The organism is Bradyrhizobium centrolobii, from assembly GCF_001641635.1.
Classification (GTDB): Bacteria; Pseudomonadota; Alphaproteobacteria; order Rhizobiales; family Xanthobacteraceae; genus Bradyrhizobium; species Bradyrhizobium centrolobii.
In genome coordinates this window covers 49,429-62,894 of record NZ_LUUB01000029.1, presented here as the reverse complement: position 1 = coordinate 62,894, position 13,466 = coordinate 49,429, and the positions used below count along the sequence as shown (strand labels likewise).

Annotated in this window: 14 protein-coding genes and 2 pseudogenes; 9 read left to right on the top strand and 7 right to left on the bottom strand. The window is 64.7% G+C overall.

Going from position 1 to position 13,466, the window contains the following annotated elements; translation table 11 throughout:
- The coding region (locus AYJ54_RS51995; protein WP_245328902.1) for a LysR family transcriptional regulator at positions 1 to 510 on the bottom strand (510 nt) is incomplete at its 3' end.
- A 157-nt stretch (positions 511 to 667) separates the two neighbouring features.
- Here AYJ54_RS51995 and AYJ54_RS05700 point away from each other — a divergent pair.
- Both AYJ54_RS05700 and AYJ54_RS05695 read left to right on the top strand, forming a co-directional pair.
- Positions 668 to 1,966, top strand: coding sequence for a D-galactonate transporter (locus tag AYJ54_RS05700; protein ID WP_082905495.1), 1,299 nt, complete (start codon positions 668 to 670; stop codon positions 1,964 to 1,966).
- Positions 1,967 to 1,989: 23 nt separating this feature from the next.
- Positions 1,990 to 3,063: a tartrate dehydrogenase gene (locus AYJ54_RS05695; RefSeq protein WP_063697245.1), complete on the top strand. Its 1,074-nt coding sequence runs from the start codon at positions 1,990 to 1,992 to the stop codon at positions 3,061 to 3,063.
- Between the two features lie 191 nt (positions 3,064 to 3,254).
- Here AYJ54_RS05695 and AYJ54_RS05690 read toward each other — a convergent pair whose 3' ends face one another.
- Together AYJ54_RS05690 and AYJ54_RS05685 are read right to left on the bottom strand one after the other, a co-directional pair.
- Positions 3,255 to 4,190 (bottom strand): LysM peptidoglycan-binding domain-containing protein, encoded by a 936-nt coding sequence (locus AYJ54_RS05690; protein WP_063697243.1) that lies wholly within the window; start codon positions 4,188 to 4,190, stop codon positions 3,255 to 3,257.
- 174 nt (positions 4,191 to 4,364) lie between these two features.
- Complete coding sequence (locus AYJ54_RS05685; RefSeq protein ID WP_063697241.1) at positions 4,365 to 4,982, bottom strand: CGNR zinc finger domain-containing protein; 618 nt, start codon at positions 4,980 to 4,982, stop codon at positions 4,365 to 4,367.
- Positions 4,983 to 5,099: 117 nt separating this feature from the next.
- Here AYJ54_RS05685 and AYJ54_RS05680 point away from each other — a divergent pair, with 117 nt between their 5' ends.
- The 4 genes and pseudogenes from AYJ54_RS05680 (at position 5,100) to AYJ54_RS05670 (ending at position 7,546) form a co-directional block, all read left to right on the top strand.
- Entirely contained in the window at positions 5,100 to 5,795 is a 696-nt protein-coding gene (locus AYJ54_RS05680; protein WP_063697239.1) for an alpha/beta fold hydrolase, read from the top strand.
- A gap of 80 nt (positions 5,796 to 5,875) precedes the next feature.
- Entirely contained in the window at positions 5,876 to 6,736 is an 861-nt protein-coding gene (locus AYJ54_RS05675; RefSeq protein ID WP_063697302.1) for an alpha/beta fold hydrolase, read from the top strand.
- 17 nt (positions 6,737 to 6,753) lie between these two features.
- Positions 6,754 to 6,870: pseudogene (locus AYJ54_RS48940) on the top strand (SDR family oxidoreductase); the annotation flags it as partial.
- A 103-nt stretch (positions 6,871 to 6,973) separates the two neighbouring features.
- Positions 6,974 to 7,546, top strand: coding sequence for a TMEM175 family protein (locus AYJ54_RS05670; protein ID WP_245328900.1), 573 nt, complete (start codon positions 6,974 to 6,976; stop codon positions 7,544 to 7,546).
- 126 nt (positions 7,547 to 7,672) lie between these two features.
- Here AYJ54_RS05670 and AYJ54_RS05665 read toward each other — a convergent pair whose 3' ends face one another.
- Positions 7,673 to 8,389: a hypothetical protein gene (locus tag AYJ54_RS05665; protein WP_063697236.1), complete on the bottom strand. Its 717-nt coding sequence runs from the start codon at positions 8,387 to 8,389 to the stop codon at positions 7,673 to 7,675.
- A gap of 275 nt (positions 8,390 to 8,664) precedes the next feature.
- On the opposite strand from AYJ54_RS05665, the gene AYJ54_RS05660 reads away from it, so the two are divergent.
- Both AYJ54_RS05660 and AYJ54_RS05655 read left to right on the top strand, forming a co-directional pair.
- Complete coding sequence (locus AYJ54_RS05660) at positions 8,665 to 9,588, top strand: ABC transporter ATP-binding protein (protein WP_063697234.1); 924 nt, start codon at positions 8,665 to 8,667, stop codon at positions 9,586 to 9,588.
- Positions 9,585 to 10,346, top strand: a complete 762-nt coding sequence (locus AYJ54_RS05655; RefSeq protein WP_063697232.1) for an ABC transporter permease — start codon at positions 9,585 to 9,587, stop codon at positions 10,344 to 10,346. The genes AYJ54_RS05660 and AYJ54_RS05655 overlap by 4 nt, the downstream gene beginning before the upstream one ends.
- A gap of 130 nt (positions 10,347 to 10,476) precedes the next feature.
- On the opposite strand, the gene AYJ54_RS05650 is transcribed toward AYJ54_RS05655, so the two are convergent.
- Complete coding sequence (locus AYJ54_RS05650) at positions 10,477 to 10,800, bottom strand: hypothetical protein (protein ID WP_063697301.1); 324 nt, start codon at positions 10,798 to 10,800, stop codon at positions 10,477 to 10,479.
- Between the two features lie 300 nt (positions 10,801 to 11,100).
- On the opposite strand from AYJ54_RS05650, the gene AYJ54_RS05645 reads away from it, so the two are divergent.
- Positions 11,101 to 11,883 (top strand): L,D-transpeptidase, encoded by a 783-nt coding sequence (locus AYJ54_RS05645; RefSeq protein ID WP_063697230.1) that lies wholly within the window; start codon positions 11,101 to 11,103, stop codon positions 11,881 to 11,883.
- Positions 11,884 to 11,987: 104 nt separating this feature from the next.
- Here the strand turns inward: AYJ54_RS05645 and AYJ54_RS05640 are convergent, their stop codons facing one another.
- Together AYJ54_RS05640 and AYJ54_RS46740 are read right to left on the bottom strand one after the other, a co-directional pair.
- Positions 11,988 to 12,710: a hypothetical protein gene (locus AYJ54_RS05640; RefSeq protein WP_063697228.1), complete on the bottom strand. Its 723-nt coding sequence runs from the start codon at positions 12,708 to 12,710 to the stop codon at positions 11,988 to 11,990.
- Position 12,711: 1 nt separating this feature from the next.
- Positions 12,712 to 13,101, bottom strand: a pseudogene (locus tag AYJ54_RS46740) (CHAT domain-containing protein); the annotation flags it as partial.
- Positions 13,102 to 13,466 lie beyond the last annotated feature (365 nt).

The window sequence follows — 13,466 nt, the reverse complement described above, 5'->3', positions numbered from 1 at the left end:
GGCCACGATCGCGGTCTCCTGGAGCAGATGGCGGAATTCGAGCCGCTTGTCCGGCCGGTCGGGCGGACGGACGAAGGCGAGATCAAGCGCGCCGGTCAGGATTTTCGGCAGCAGCCGGACGGTCTTGTCCTCCAGAAGCTGCACCGCGACCTCCGCATGTTTGGCGCGGAAGTCGCGCAACAGCGGCGGCAGCAGCCCCGCCGCGGCGCTGTCGATGGCGCCGACCCGCAGCCGCCGCGCAGCCTGCGTACGCGTGCGGTTGCGCAAATTGCTCTCGACCGCCTCGACGCGGGCGAGGATGGCACGGGCGTCGCGCAACAGCGTTGTGCCGTCCTCGGTGAGCGAGACGGCACGCGTCGTCCGCGCGAACAGCCGCGTTCCCAGATCCTCCTCGAGCAGCCTGATCTGGCGCCCGAGCGCGGAGGGCAGCATCTGGAGATGCTGCGCCGCCCGGCCGAAATGCAGCTGCTCGGCCGCCGCCACGAAGCATCGAAGCTGATGCAATTCCATTCGCTGGTCCTCTCTCCGTGCCTTGTCGGGATTATATCATTTTTTTGTATAAACCAGCGCCAATTGAGTCCGCCTCATACCCGCGCCTAGGCTGGTTGCCGGCGTGGACCTTGAATCCGCCGACATAACGATAAATCCACATCTCAAGGAGGCCAGGGTGGCGAGCGAGCTTCAGACGCGCGTGCTGCGCAAGATCACGTTGCGCATCGTTCCCTTCATCATGCTGCTCTACTTCGTGGCCTTCATCGACCGCGTCAACATCGGCTTCGCCTCGCTGACAATGAACAAGGACCTCGGCCTGTCGCCCGCGGTCTACGGCTTCGGTGCCGGCATCTTCTTCTGGGGCTATTTCCTGTTCGAGGTGCCCTCCAACATCATCCTGCACAAGGTCGGCGCGCGGATCTGGATCGCGCGGGTGATGATCACCTGGGGACTGGTTTCTGCCGCGATGGCCTTCGTGCAGGGCCCGACCAGCTTCTACGTGCTGCGCTTCCTGCTCGGCGTTGCCGAAGCCGGCTTCTTCCCCGGCATCATCCTCTATCTCTCCTACTGGTTCCCGGCGCGCCAGCGCGCCGCGGTGACCGCGCTGTTCATGGCCGCCGCGCCGCTCTCGACCGTGCTGGGATCGCCGATCTCCGGCGCGCTGCTCGAGATGGACGGCGTGCTCGGCTTGAAGGGCTGGCAATGGCTGTTCGTGCTGGAGGCGCTGCCGGCCGTGCTGCTCGGCTTCGTCGTGCTGGTCTTTCTGACCGATCGCCCGGAGAAGGCGAAGTGGCTCGCGGACGACGAGCGCCGATGGCTGGTCGAGGCCATGAATGCGGAGACCACGAGCAAGGCCGCGACCGCGAGCCACAGCATCTGGCGCGGGCTTGCCGATCCGCGCGTGCTGGCGCTGTCGCTGATCTATTTCGGCACCTCGGCCGGCCTCTACACGCTCGGCGTCTGGGCGCCGCAGATCATCAAGCAGTTCGGCCTGTCCTCGCTCGCAGTCGGCTTCCTCAACGCGGTGCCGGCGACCGCCGCCGTCGTCGCGATGATCCTGTGGGCGCGGCATTCGGACCGGACCGGCGAACGCACCTGGCACGTCGTGCTGGCCTGCCTGCTCGCCGCCGCGGGACTCGCCTTCGCCGGCCTCGCGACCGGCGTGGTCGCCGTGCTGGTCGCGCTGACGCTGGTCAATATCGGCATCTCCTCGGCAAAACCGCCGCTCTGGAGCATGCCGACGATGTTCCTCTCCGGCTCCGCCGCCGCGGCCGGCATCGCCACCATCAACTCGATCGGCAATCTCGGCGGCTTCGTCGGGCCGGCCATGATCGGCTGGATCAAGGACCAGACCGGCAGTTTCGTCGGCGGACTTTACTTCGTCGGCGGCCTGCTCGTTCTCTCCGCCATCCTCACCCTGCTATTGTCGCGGGCGCAGGCCGCTCGCGTCGAACCCGTCACGCAAACCCATTGATATCCTCAAAATGGAGCACTTCCATGCGCACCCATTCGATTGCAGCAATCCCCGCCGACGGGATCGGCCCCGAGGTCATCTCCGCCGGCGTCCGCGTGCTGGAGGCGCTGGCAAAACGCAGCGGCGACCTCGCCTTCAACGTCAAGACCTTCGACTGGGGCTCGGACTATTACAAGAAGCACGGCGTGATGATGCCGGCTGACGGCCTCACCGAGCTCAAGAAGTTCGACGCGATCTATTTCGGTGCAGTCGGCGCGCCCGACGTGCCCGATCACATCACGCTGTGGGGCCTGCGCCTGCCGATCTGCCAGGGCTTTGACCAGTACGCCAATGTGCGACCGACGAAGATCCTGCCGGGCGTCGCCTCGCCGCTGCGCAATGTCGGCGTCGGCGATCTCGACTGGGTGATCGTGCGCGAGAATTCGGAAGGCGAATATGCCGGCATGGGCGGCCGCGCCCACAAGGGCCTGCCCGAGGAGGTCGGCACCGAGGTCGCGGTGTTCACCCGCGTAGGCGTGACGCGGATCATGCGCTATGCGTTCCAGCTCGCGCAATCGCGTCCACGCAAGCTGCTGACAGTGGTAACCAAGTCGAACGCGCAGCGCCATGGCATGGTGATGTGGGACGAGATCGCCGCCGAGGTCGCGACCGAATTCCCTGATGTCACCTGGGACAAGGTGCTGGTCGACGCCATGACCGTGCGCATGACGCTGCATCCGAAGAGCCTCGATACGATCGTGGCGACCAATCTCCACGCCGACATCCTTTCCGACCTCGCCGGCGCGCTTGCCGGCAGCCTCGGCGTGGCGCCGACCGGCAACATCGATCCACAGCGCCGGTTTCCCTCGATGTTCGAGCCGATCCACGGCTCGGCCTTCGACATCACCGGCAAGGGCATCGCGAATCCCGTGGCAACGTTCTGGACCGGCGCGCAGATGCTCGAGCATCTCGGCGAGAAAGACGCCGCCGGCAGGCTGATGGCGGCGGTCGAGCGCGTCTGCGCGGCCGGCGTGCTGACGCCCGATGTCGGCGGCAAGGCGACGACGAAGCAAGTGACCGACGCCGTGATCGACGCGATCCACGGCTCGAACGTGTAGCTTCTAGTCAGACCGATCTTGCCACGGGCTCGGTTCACCTCTCCCGCTTGCGGGGGAGGTCGGCGCGAAGCGCCGGGTGGGGGCTGTCACCTCTCGGGAGTCCTCGATCGTGGAGACACCCCCACCCCAGCCCTCCCCCGCAAGCGGGAGAGGGAGCGCACCGTCTTCGTGGTTACAATGAGACTAGGCGCCTACCGCCGGCCCGGCGGCGCCATCGCGGCGACCGGCTCTGGCGGCGTCAGATGGCGCGGGACGATGATGGACTGGCCGGGGGTGAGCGGCGCGTTTTCCGGCAGCGAGTTGCTCTGAGCGAGTGACCACAACGGCACGCGATTGGCTGCGGCGATGCTCTCCATCGTGTCGCCGGCGCGCACGGGCAGCCGCACGCCACTGTCCCACAATTCCACCAGCGTATTCCCGGGCACGAGATAGCGCAGCGGTACGGGATCGGTCTGGTTCTGCGCCGGGATGCGCGGCAACTGCGTCACCATGTCGATGATCTGGCGATGGATGTCGTCCGACTTCTCGATGTTGATGTGCGTGACACGCGAGTTCTCCTTGAGGTCGAAGCTCGCATAGTGGCCGCGATAACCGGGCACCGCCACGACGTCGCCGCCGCCGAGCACGCTGTCGGACATGAAGATGTTGATGAAGCGCTCGACATTGAGCGGCACGTCGCCGGTCGCATGAGCGGGATCGATGGTGATGACGAGGCTGATCTGGATGTTCTCCTTGGCCGCCATCTCGGAGATGACGATCGAGCACAGCCCGCCCATGGAGTGGCCGATCAGCACGATCGGGGCCGGGCTCTCCTTGTAATTGGAGATGACGCGGTTGCCGATCAGCCGGCAGAGGGTGAATTCATAGACGTCGGCCGAGAAGCCGGCCTTCGTCAATTTCTCGCTGAGGCGGTCCATGCCGGTCGAGAAGATCGGGCCCATGGCGCCACGGAACAGGTAGATCCGCGGCGGCGGCAACTCCACGGCGGGAGGCGGAGGTGCAGGCGACGGCACGGCAGTCGCAATCGCAGCGGGCTTGGGCTTCGCGGGAGAAGCCGCGGCTATGCCGCCACTCAAGGCGAGCAGCGCGACCGCTGCCAGCACGACGATTCGCCTCGGATCGATCATAAGTCCCCACCACGGGAGGCAGGGGCCTCCCCAGCGGGGCTTAGTGACCCCCGATTTGGCGGAATTTGGGGCACGGAGATGTGCCCGAAGGGCACTACCCCTGTCTTGATCAAGGCTCAGTGACCTGCATCTTACGGAGACTTGTTGCGGCTTTGTGTCATTCGGTGTCAGCCGTCAGTGCCTGTGCTTGAGCCTGTTGCGATGCGCGGCCTGCTTGGCGCGGTTGCCGCAGATCGCCATGCTGCACCATCGCCGCGCGCGCCTGCGGGTGTGGTCAACGAACAGCATCGTGCAGCTATGGCCCTCGCACGCCTTCACATTCGAAAAATCCTCCTCGCAGACGAACTTCGCCAGCGCTTCGCCGACTGGCAGCAGCAGGGAGTCCGGCGATCGCCAGCGCCGCATCATGCGCAATGCGAGGCTGCCATCGTCCTGCCGGGGCTCGATCCGGCTGAACGCTTCGTCACGCTCCAAGAGGCCGTTCAGCGGACCGAGCTCCTGTAGCGCCTCGGCGCCGAGCGGCCGGCCCGCGTGTTCGCGAACGAAAGTCCTGAACCACTCGCGCAAGGCGCGGGCCTGATCGGCGACCTTGTCCAGCTCGCCCGGCGTCGCACGCGCCTTCAGAGCGTCCAGCTCATCCGTCGGCACGAGCCTGGCCTGGGCCAGCCAGTCGACCAGGCCCTCGCCGTCGTCGATCCAGTCGACGGGCGTATCGACCGGCGTCGCGATCGAATTCAGGAAATCGAGGCCGAGCGAGTCGGCAACGAACATGGCGGGCGGTCTGTTTGACATGCGCGGCTCCCCAGCCAGACGAAACACCTCCTAGATAACCTGTAAAAAGCCACTTGACAAGTTACGATCAGCAGGCATAACCTGATTGAAACCACATAACAGGTTACGGAGACGGAGATGGCCAAAGCAGATGTCACCGTGGTTCTCGCCCACGGCGCGTGGGCGGATGGATCGAGCTGGGCGCGTGTCATCACGGCGCTCGAAACCGAGGCCATCAAGGTGCAGGCGGCGCCGCTTCCGCTGACGTCTCTTGCCGACGATGTCGCCGCCCTCAGCCGCAGCCTGGATCGCACCGAAGGCCCGGTCGTGCTGGCCGGACACGCCTATGCCGGCGCGGTGATTGCGCTTGCGCGCCGTGCGCGCGTGAAGGCACTGGTCTATATCGCCGCCCTCGCGCCCGACGAGGGCGAGAAGGTTGCGGACGTATTCTATCGCCTCGCGCCGCATCCGAAGGCGCCAAAACTCGCCCCTGACGACAATGGCCTGATCTGGCTGCCCGAGGACGCCTTTGCGACAGCCTTCGCGCAAAACGCCTCGGCGGAGGATCACGCCGTGCTCGCGGCCGTGCAGCGGCCGATCTCGCTGAACTGCATCACGGTCCCGGCCGGGCGCCCGCTCTGGAAGGATGTGCCGAGCTGGTATCTGATCGCCGAACAGGACCGCATGATCGTGCCGGAGACGCAGCGCTTCATGGCGGAGCGCATGAAGGCGACGATCCGGACGCAGGCCGTCGATCATACGCCCAGCGTCACGGCACCCGCGGCTGTCGCCGACGTTATTCGCGAGGCAGTCCGCTCGGTGAGCGGCAATTAGAGCGCCCTGCCCGCCAGCGCCGCGCGGGTGCCGCAACCTTCTTTAGGCCACCACAACAGTCATCGATGACGGAGAATGTCATGACTTCCACCAGATATCGCACGGCCGACGTCGACGGCTTCAAGGTGTTCTATCGCGAAGCCGGCCCCAAGAACGCGCCAAAGCTGCTGCTGCTGCACGGCTTTCCGAGCGCAGGCCACATGTTCCGCGACCTGATCCCGCTGCTCGCCGACAAGTACCACATCGTCGCGCCCGACCTTCCCGGCTTCGGCCAGTCCGACATGCCGCCGCGTGAGACCTTCAGCTACACCTTCGACAATATCGCGCGCGTGATCGAGCGCTTCACCGAGGTGATCGGCTTCGATCGCTTCGCGGTCTACGTGTTCGACTACGGCGCGCCGACGGGTTTCCGGCTAGCGCTGCGCCATCCCGAGCGGATCACGGCCATCATCTCGCAGAACGGCAACGCCTATGAGGACGGCCTGAGCGACGGCTGGACTCCGATCAAGGCCTATTGGCAGGACCCCTCGCCTGCCAACCGCGACGCGCTGCGCGCCTTCCTCACGCCGGAGACCACGCGCTGGCAATACACGCACGGCGTTGCCGATGCGTCGCTGGTGTCGCCGGACAGCCAGAATCTCGACAATTTCTATCTGGCGCGCCCGGGCTCGGACGACGTGCAGCTCGATCTGTTTGGCGACTACAAGAGCAACGTCGCGCTCTATCCGTCATTCCAGAATTATTTCCGCGCGCACAAGCCGCCGTTCCTCGCGGTCTGGGGCAAGAACGACCCGTTCTTCATCCCGCCCGGCGCCGAAGCGTTCAAGCGCGACAATCCCAATGCCGTGGTGCAGTTCTTCGACACCGGCCATTTCGCACTCGAAACGCATGCGCGCGAGATCGCGGACAGCATTCGCGATTTTCTCGGCCGGCTGCGGTAGTGCGAGGAGACCACGGCCGCTTCGGCGAAGCCCAAGAGATCGCCGAGCTCATCGCGTTCGCGGTCTCGCCGGCGGCGCGCTGGATGACCGGCACGGTGCTGCGCATGGACGGCGGAGAAAGTAAATCGGTGTGATGGGAACGGGACTCGTACCCTCCGCGTTCGGCAGGACATCGGGTCGGCGTCGATGGATATGGGGGCGACCACCATGGCACATGCGAGACGGACTCCGGAACGATTGAGCGCATTCTCTGACGGCGTGTTCGCCGTCCTGATCACGGTCCTCGTGCTGGAGCTTCGTCCGCCCGAGATCCCGACCTTCACCGCACTGCTGGCGCTGTGGCCGACCTGGCTCTCCTATGCCGTGAGCTACGTCTTCATCGCGATCGTCTGGGCCAATCACCACCATCTGATGCGCTATGCCAGCGAGGCGACGCCGCGGCTGATGTGGTTCAACTTCGCGCATCTGTTCTCGGTATCGCTGCTGCCACTCTCCACGGCCTGGATGGCGGTGAGCGAGCTCGCGCCGCAGCCGGTCGCGTTCTACGCCGCGGTGTTCTTCCTGGTGAACGCGACATACGTCGCCCTGATCTGGGACCTCGTCGGACGAACGCCTGCAGGCGAAGTCGCGCTGAAGGAGCGCAGGATCATGCGCATCCGCTCCGTCATCACGCTCTGCATCTTCGCGGTCGCCGCGGCCGTAGCCTTGAGATTTCCGATCCTCGGGCTTGCGATGTGCTGTTGCTGCCTGATCGTCTATCTGAAGCCCGAAGCGCCGGGTGCCGAGGATGACACGCGTGGCAAGGACTGATCCGTCAGTCCACGCAGGAGTCGGCTGACGCACAGAATAATGCCGCCGTCGACTTGCGCGTCGCGGCGGCATCAAGCTCAGGTCTGTGAGGCCGGGTCCAGTGAGACCAGGTCTCGATTAACGGCTTCAGTTCCGCGACGGCGCCGTGGCCGCCGCCGACCGCGCCCGCCTCGGCGCGCCGGGTTCAGCGACCGGTGCAGCCGGACCGCGCGAGCGCATGATGGCGGCGTCGATCTCGGCGATCACGCGGCGTTGGATCGCCTCGCTCTTGTCGATGGTGATGTGGCCGACGCCGGTGCCGCGGACGTCGACATTGTCGAGCTTGCCGCGGAGGCCGGCCGCAGCCCGCACCGGCTCGCCGGGACCGTCGCCGATATAGATGTTGATGTAGCGCTCGGCGCCGGTCGACAGCCTGGTCTTGAATACGGAATCGAGGCCGATCGCGAGCTTCACGGGGACGCCGAGCTGATTGAGCTTGGCGATCATGTCGGGCAGCGCAGTCGCGCCCGAGGAATGCCCGACCAGGATGATGGTCTTCACCCGCCCAGTCCTGTAGGCGGTCGCCGCCTCGTCGGCGAGCGAGGACCAGGACACGAAATTGGCGACGGTCACCGGGATGCCTTGCGCCTCGAGCCGGGCGCCGATCGTGTCGAGCCCGAGCGAGAAGATGTTGAGCACGCCGCGGAGCAGGTAGACATGCGTGGTCGCGGCGGCCTGGGACGGCGCGGCCTTGGCGGCTGTCGGGTTCATGGCAACAGCTGACAGCAGGAGCAGGCACATCGCCCACATACGGATGGCGGACAACTGGCTGGCGCCGGCTGCGTGACGGCCGTTCGGTCTCATCGATCTTTTCCTTGGGGACAAATACGCTTCGCGATAGGCCGGAATCGTAGCCACGCCCTGCTCGCAGAGGCAACAAAGAGCCGCGTGAGCGGACAATCTTAGCCGCGGCCCGTGACTGTTCCGCAACACTTGCCCGGAACCTGCCACCGAAGGGGCTGTTTTGAGACCATTTTTCTCCGGGCAATTGCGGCCGGGCAAGCGCATTCCTATTTCAGGCTCCGCTGACCTGCCTCCCGGGCGGGTTGCAGCCTCCCTTCCCCAGCCATCCGGCCATCATGTCCTCGATTATCTCCGTCGCGAACCTGTCGAAAACCTATGGGTCCGGCTTCAAGGCGCTGAAAAACGTCAATCTCGACATCCAGCGCGGCGAGATTTTTGCCCTGCTCGGTCCCAACGGCGCGGGCAAGACCACGCTGATCTCCATCATCTGCGGCATCGCCAATCCGAGCGAAGGCAAGGTCACGGTCGGCGGAGAGGACATCCAGACCTCCTACCGCAAGGCGCGCTCGCTGATCGGCCTCGTGCCACAAGAACTCCACACCGACGCCTTCGAGAGCGTGTGGGCGACTGTGAGCTTTTCCCGCGGCCTGTTCGGCAAGCCGAAGAACCCGGCCTATATCGAGAAGGTGCTGAAGGACCTCTCGCTGTGGGAGAAGAAGGACAACAAGATCCTCACGCTCTCCGGCGGCATGAAGCGCCGCGTGATGATCGCGAAGGCGCTGTCGCACGAGCCGCAGATCCTGTTCCTGGACGAGCCGACCGCCGGCGTCGACGTCGAGCTGCGCAAGGGCATGTGGGAGGTCGTGCGCACACTTCAGCAGTCCGGCGTCACCATCATCCTCACCACGCACTACATCGAGGAAGCCGAGGAGATGGCCGACCGCATCGGCGTCATCAACAAGGGCGAGATCGTGCTGGTCGAGGACAAGGCGACCTTGATGCAGAAGCTCGGCAAGAAGCGGCTGACTCTGCACCTGCAAAGCAAGCTCACTACGCTGCCGGAGAGCCTTTCCCACTACGAGCTCGACATCTGCGACAGCGGCGCGACGCTGGTCTACGACTACGACACCAACGGCGATCGCACCGGGATCACCAGCCTGCTCAGCGACCTGCGCACCGCCGGCATTCGCTTCAACGATCTCGACACGACGCAATCGTCGCTCGAGGACATCTTCGTCGACCTCGTGAGGACGTCATGAACTACCGCGCCATCCGCGCCATCTACCTGTTCGAAATGGCGCGCACCTGGCGCACGCTGCTGCAAAGCATCGTCTCGCCTGTCGTCTCGACCTCGCTCTATTTCGTGGTGTTCGGCGCTGCGATCGGCTCACGCATCGACCATGTCGAGGGTGTGAGCTATGGCACGTTCATCGTGCCGGGCCTGGTGATGCTGTCGGTGCTGACGCAGAGCATCGCCAACGCCTCGTTCGGCATCTACTTCCCGAAATTCGTCGGCACGATCTACGAGATCCTTTCGGCGCCGATCTCCTATTTCGAGATCGTGCTCGGCTATGTCGGCGCAGCCGCCACCAAGTCGATCATTCTCGGCCTGATCATCCTGGCGACGGCGGGCTTGTTCGTGCCGCTGCACATCCTGCACCCGATCTGGATGCTGACCTTCCTGGTGCTGACGGCGGTCACCTTCAGCCTGTTCGGCTTCATCATCGGCATCTGGGCCGACGGCTTCGAGAAGCTGCAGATGATCCCGATGCTGGTGGTGACGCCGCTGACCTTCCTCGGCGGCAGCTTCTATTCCATCGACATGCTGCCGCCGGCCTGGCACAGCGTGGCGCTGCTCAACCCGGTCGTCTATCTGATCTCCGGCTTCCGCTGGAGCTTCTACGAGATCGCCGACGTCAGCGTGTCGGTCAGCATGGGCATGACGCTGGCGTTCCTGGCGATCTGCCTTGGCATCATCTGGTGGATCTTCCGCACGGGTTATCGGCTGAAGAATTGATCCTCGCAGTCATTCCGGGACGCGACGAAGTCGCGAACCCGGAATCCATTCATCCACCAACTCTGCTGCGCGATGGATTCCGGGTTCGCGCGCTTTGCGCGCGCCCCGGAATGACGGTGCTTAAGTCAGCTCACCGATAGCAGTGAAAGCGGTGATAGCCGTCATAATAGCCGTGGCAGCGATGACGGTAGTGATGGTGGGGAATGCCGAACACGCCTTCGACGGCGCCCACGGCCCCGCCGACACCGGCACCAACGACGCCTCCGACCGCGCCGCCCACGGGGCCGGCGATCCGGTTGCCTTCATAGGAGCCTTCCTGGGCCCCGCGCACGATGCCCTGGGCGTGGCCGGGCTGCGGGAGCAGCAATAAGGAGAGAAGGATGGCCGCGCCGGCGAGCAGGCGGAAAGGTAAAGCGGCCGGCAGGGCTGCGGCGGTGATGCGAGCTTTGTTCATCTTCATTTCCAAGGATACACCGGCGGCGAGAGCCGGTCAGGGCAGGCCATGCTCAACGCCAGAAGCGGCCAAATGGTTGCGCCTTTGTGACGAATTGTCGTCGAGATGGACGCGCTACCTGCTCGCGAAAATGTCAGCGCCGCCGGCGTCGTGTGGCGCAATGTGGCCTTGCTTACGCCCCGCGCGACGTTAACGATGCAAAGGCAGGCTGCTGGAACCAAAGCCGGATTGCAGGCATAGTGCACGCCGGGGACGGAGAGCCGCGGTGCTTGCGTGAACAGGCCGGAGGCCAGACGTCAGATGCGTTCTTTTGTCATTGCTTTCACATCCCTGATGCTTTTGAGCGCGGGCGCCGCGCAGGCCAAGGTCGCGATCACCATCGACAAGGACAATCAGCAGATGACCGTCGCCGTCGACGGCGTCGAGCGCTACCACTGGCCGGTGTCGACCGGCATCCCCTCGCGCGAGACGCCGAGCGGCGCATTCCGTGCCTTCCGTATGGAAGAGGACCACTACTCCAAGGAATTCGACGACGCGCCGATGCCACACTCGATCTTCTTCACCAAGATCGGGCACGCGATCCACGGCACCGACTGGGTCAGCCGGCTCGGCACGCCCGCGTCCCATGGCTGCGTGCGACTGTCGCGACAAAATGCCTCGACGCTCTATGCGCTGGTGCAGGAGCAGGGCGTGCTCAACACCACGGTGACGCTGACCGGCTCGGCACAGGTCGCACTGGCGCGTAATCCGCGCGGTCGCAACGCCAATGCGGTTGCCCGCGCCGCACAGCCGGCTGCCGATCAGTACTCCGCCGCCGGCGAGCCCGTCGACCTGACGCCGCAGCCGCGCCGCTACATGCCGCAGGACGACAACTACATCTACCCGGCCGATGGTAGCGACACCGGTGCGCGCTATCCGGCGCCGCGTTCGACCCGTCGTGTTTATGACGCGCAGGTCTACCAGCAGCCGCAACAGCAACAGCAACAGCAGTATTACGGCCAGGGTTATGGCCAGCAGGGCTATTACTCTCAGCAGCAGCCCCGCCAGTATTATCAGCCGCGCGGCTACTATTACCAGAACTGACCCGACCTGAACGCGGCCTCGCCGCGTTCGACGATCTCCCACGCGGCGTCGACGAAGGCGACGCGCTGCCGGCGATCATCTGCAACGACATCGTCCGCATTGATCTAGACTGCGACGAAAGGCAGGTGCTTCACGCTTTGCCATTGCTGATCGTGCGGAATGCCGGAGAGTTGTTGGCGCAGCTTGTTCGGCTTCCACACGTCGGCCGGCTTCAACTTGCCCATGCGGGTAAAGAACGCATTGCAGCTTCCGTCCGATCCCGCCGCCAGCCCATATCCATGTTCGGCGCAAAGCTTTGTCACGGCCGCCAGTGATGCGCCGTGATACCAGCCGCGTTCATGCTTCTGGAAGCGGTCGAACGCGGGATCATATGGCACCGTGATCGGGTCTTGCCCGAGGGTGGAGTTATACTCCACGACGATGAGTGACGGGGAAAGCCCAATAAGCGCCTTCAAGAACCAATAGTCGTTGCCGTCGACATCGATCGAGAGCACGCCGACCTGCTGGAACCGCTTTCTGATGAAGTCGAGATTGTCCAGCGTAAGGAATGAGTGGACGATATCGATCCGATCCGGCCAAAGCGCTCTCGCATCGTCGGTTTGGCGCTTGCTCCCGTCGATCAGCAGCCCGCGCCAGTCCAGGTTTCTAGCCAGCTCGATGCAGTTGAACTCTATCGGATGAAAGCCGAATTCGATGAAAGCGCGAGGACAGTCTTTGATCAAGCCAGAAATGAGCTCTCCCTCATCCGCCTGCGACTTCGGTCGCAAGAGCTTGAACCGGTAGTAGAGCCGGCGCAGCGTATCGTTCCTTTTGATCAATTGGCGCATTTCACTGACCTCCCTCACCTACCACCACAAACGGCGCCCATACGGCCGGATCAGCATTGCGCAGCGACGACCGATCCGCAACCAGAGCTTTCATCGAGCGGCGCAGCGCCTCGGCGCGGCCGATGCCGGGATGCGCGGTAAGCTCCGAGAAGGCGCCCGTGGTCAATCGCACAGCCGCATCAGAGTCGACCGGCCAGTGCGACACCAGCAGCGCCCGCGCGCCGGCATAGAAGAATGCGCGCGCGAGGCCCGACAGGCCTTCGGCGCCGGGCTTGTCGCCGGCGGCGGTGTTGCACGCGGACAGCACTGCCCAGTCGGCATCGAGCTTGAGCTTTGCGATGCGGCTTGCGGTGAGCAGGCCGTCGTCCTCGCTGGTCGGCCGCTCCGGCAGCACCGGCACGAAGTTCAACCGCCTCGGCCTCGATTCCGCGATGCTGGTCTACCTCATGATGGAGCTCGAGGAGAGACTCGCGGTGGACGCTCTGTCCCGATTTCTCGCCGACAAGCGCGCGATCCGCACCGCCGCCTGAAGGCGGCTGAATCGGCGGCCAGGCCCACCGCAGGGCAATCCCGTCACTTTCACGCGATTTTCTCGGCCATGAGCCGGATCGGCAGGGCCGATCCGGGTGCGGGTCATCTGACTGTCAAAACCCCGCAATACCGTCCGCACATTAGAGCATGGCTTTTCGGGCGGACGCCTGCGGTCGAGGCCGGCGCGTCACCGCGCAGCTCAAGCGCCGCCCCTGAATTTCGATT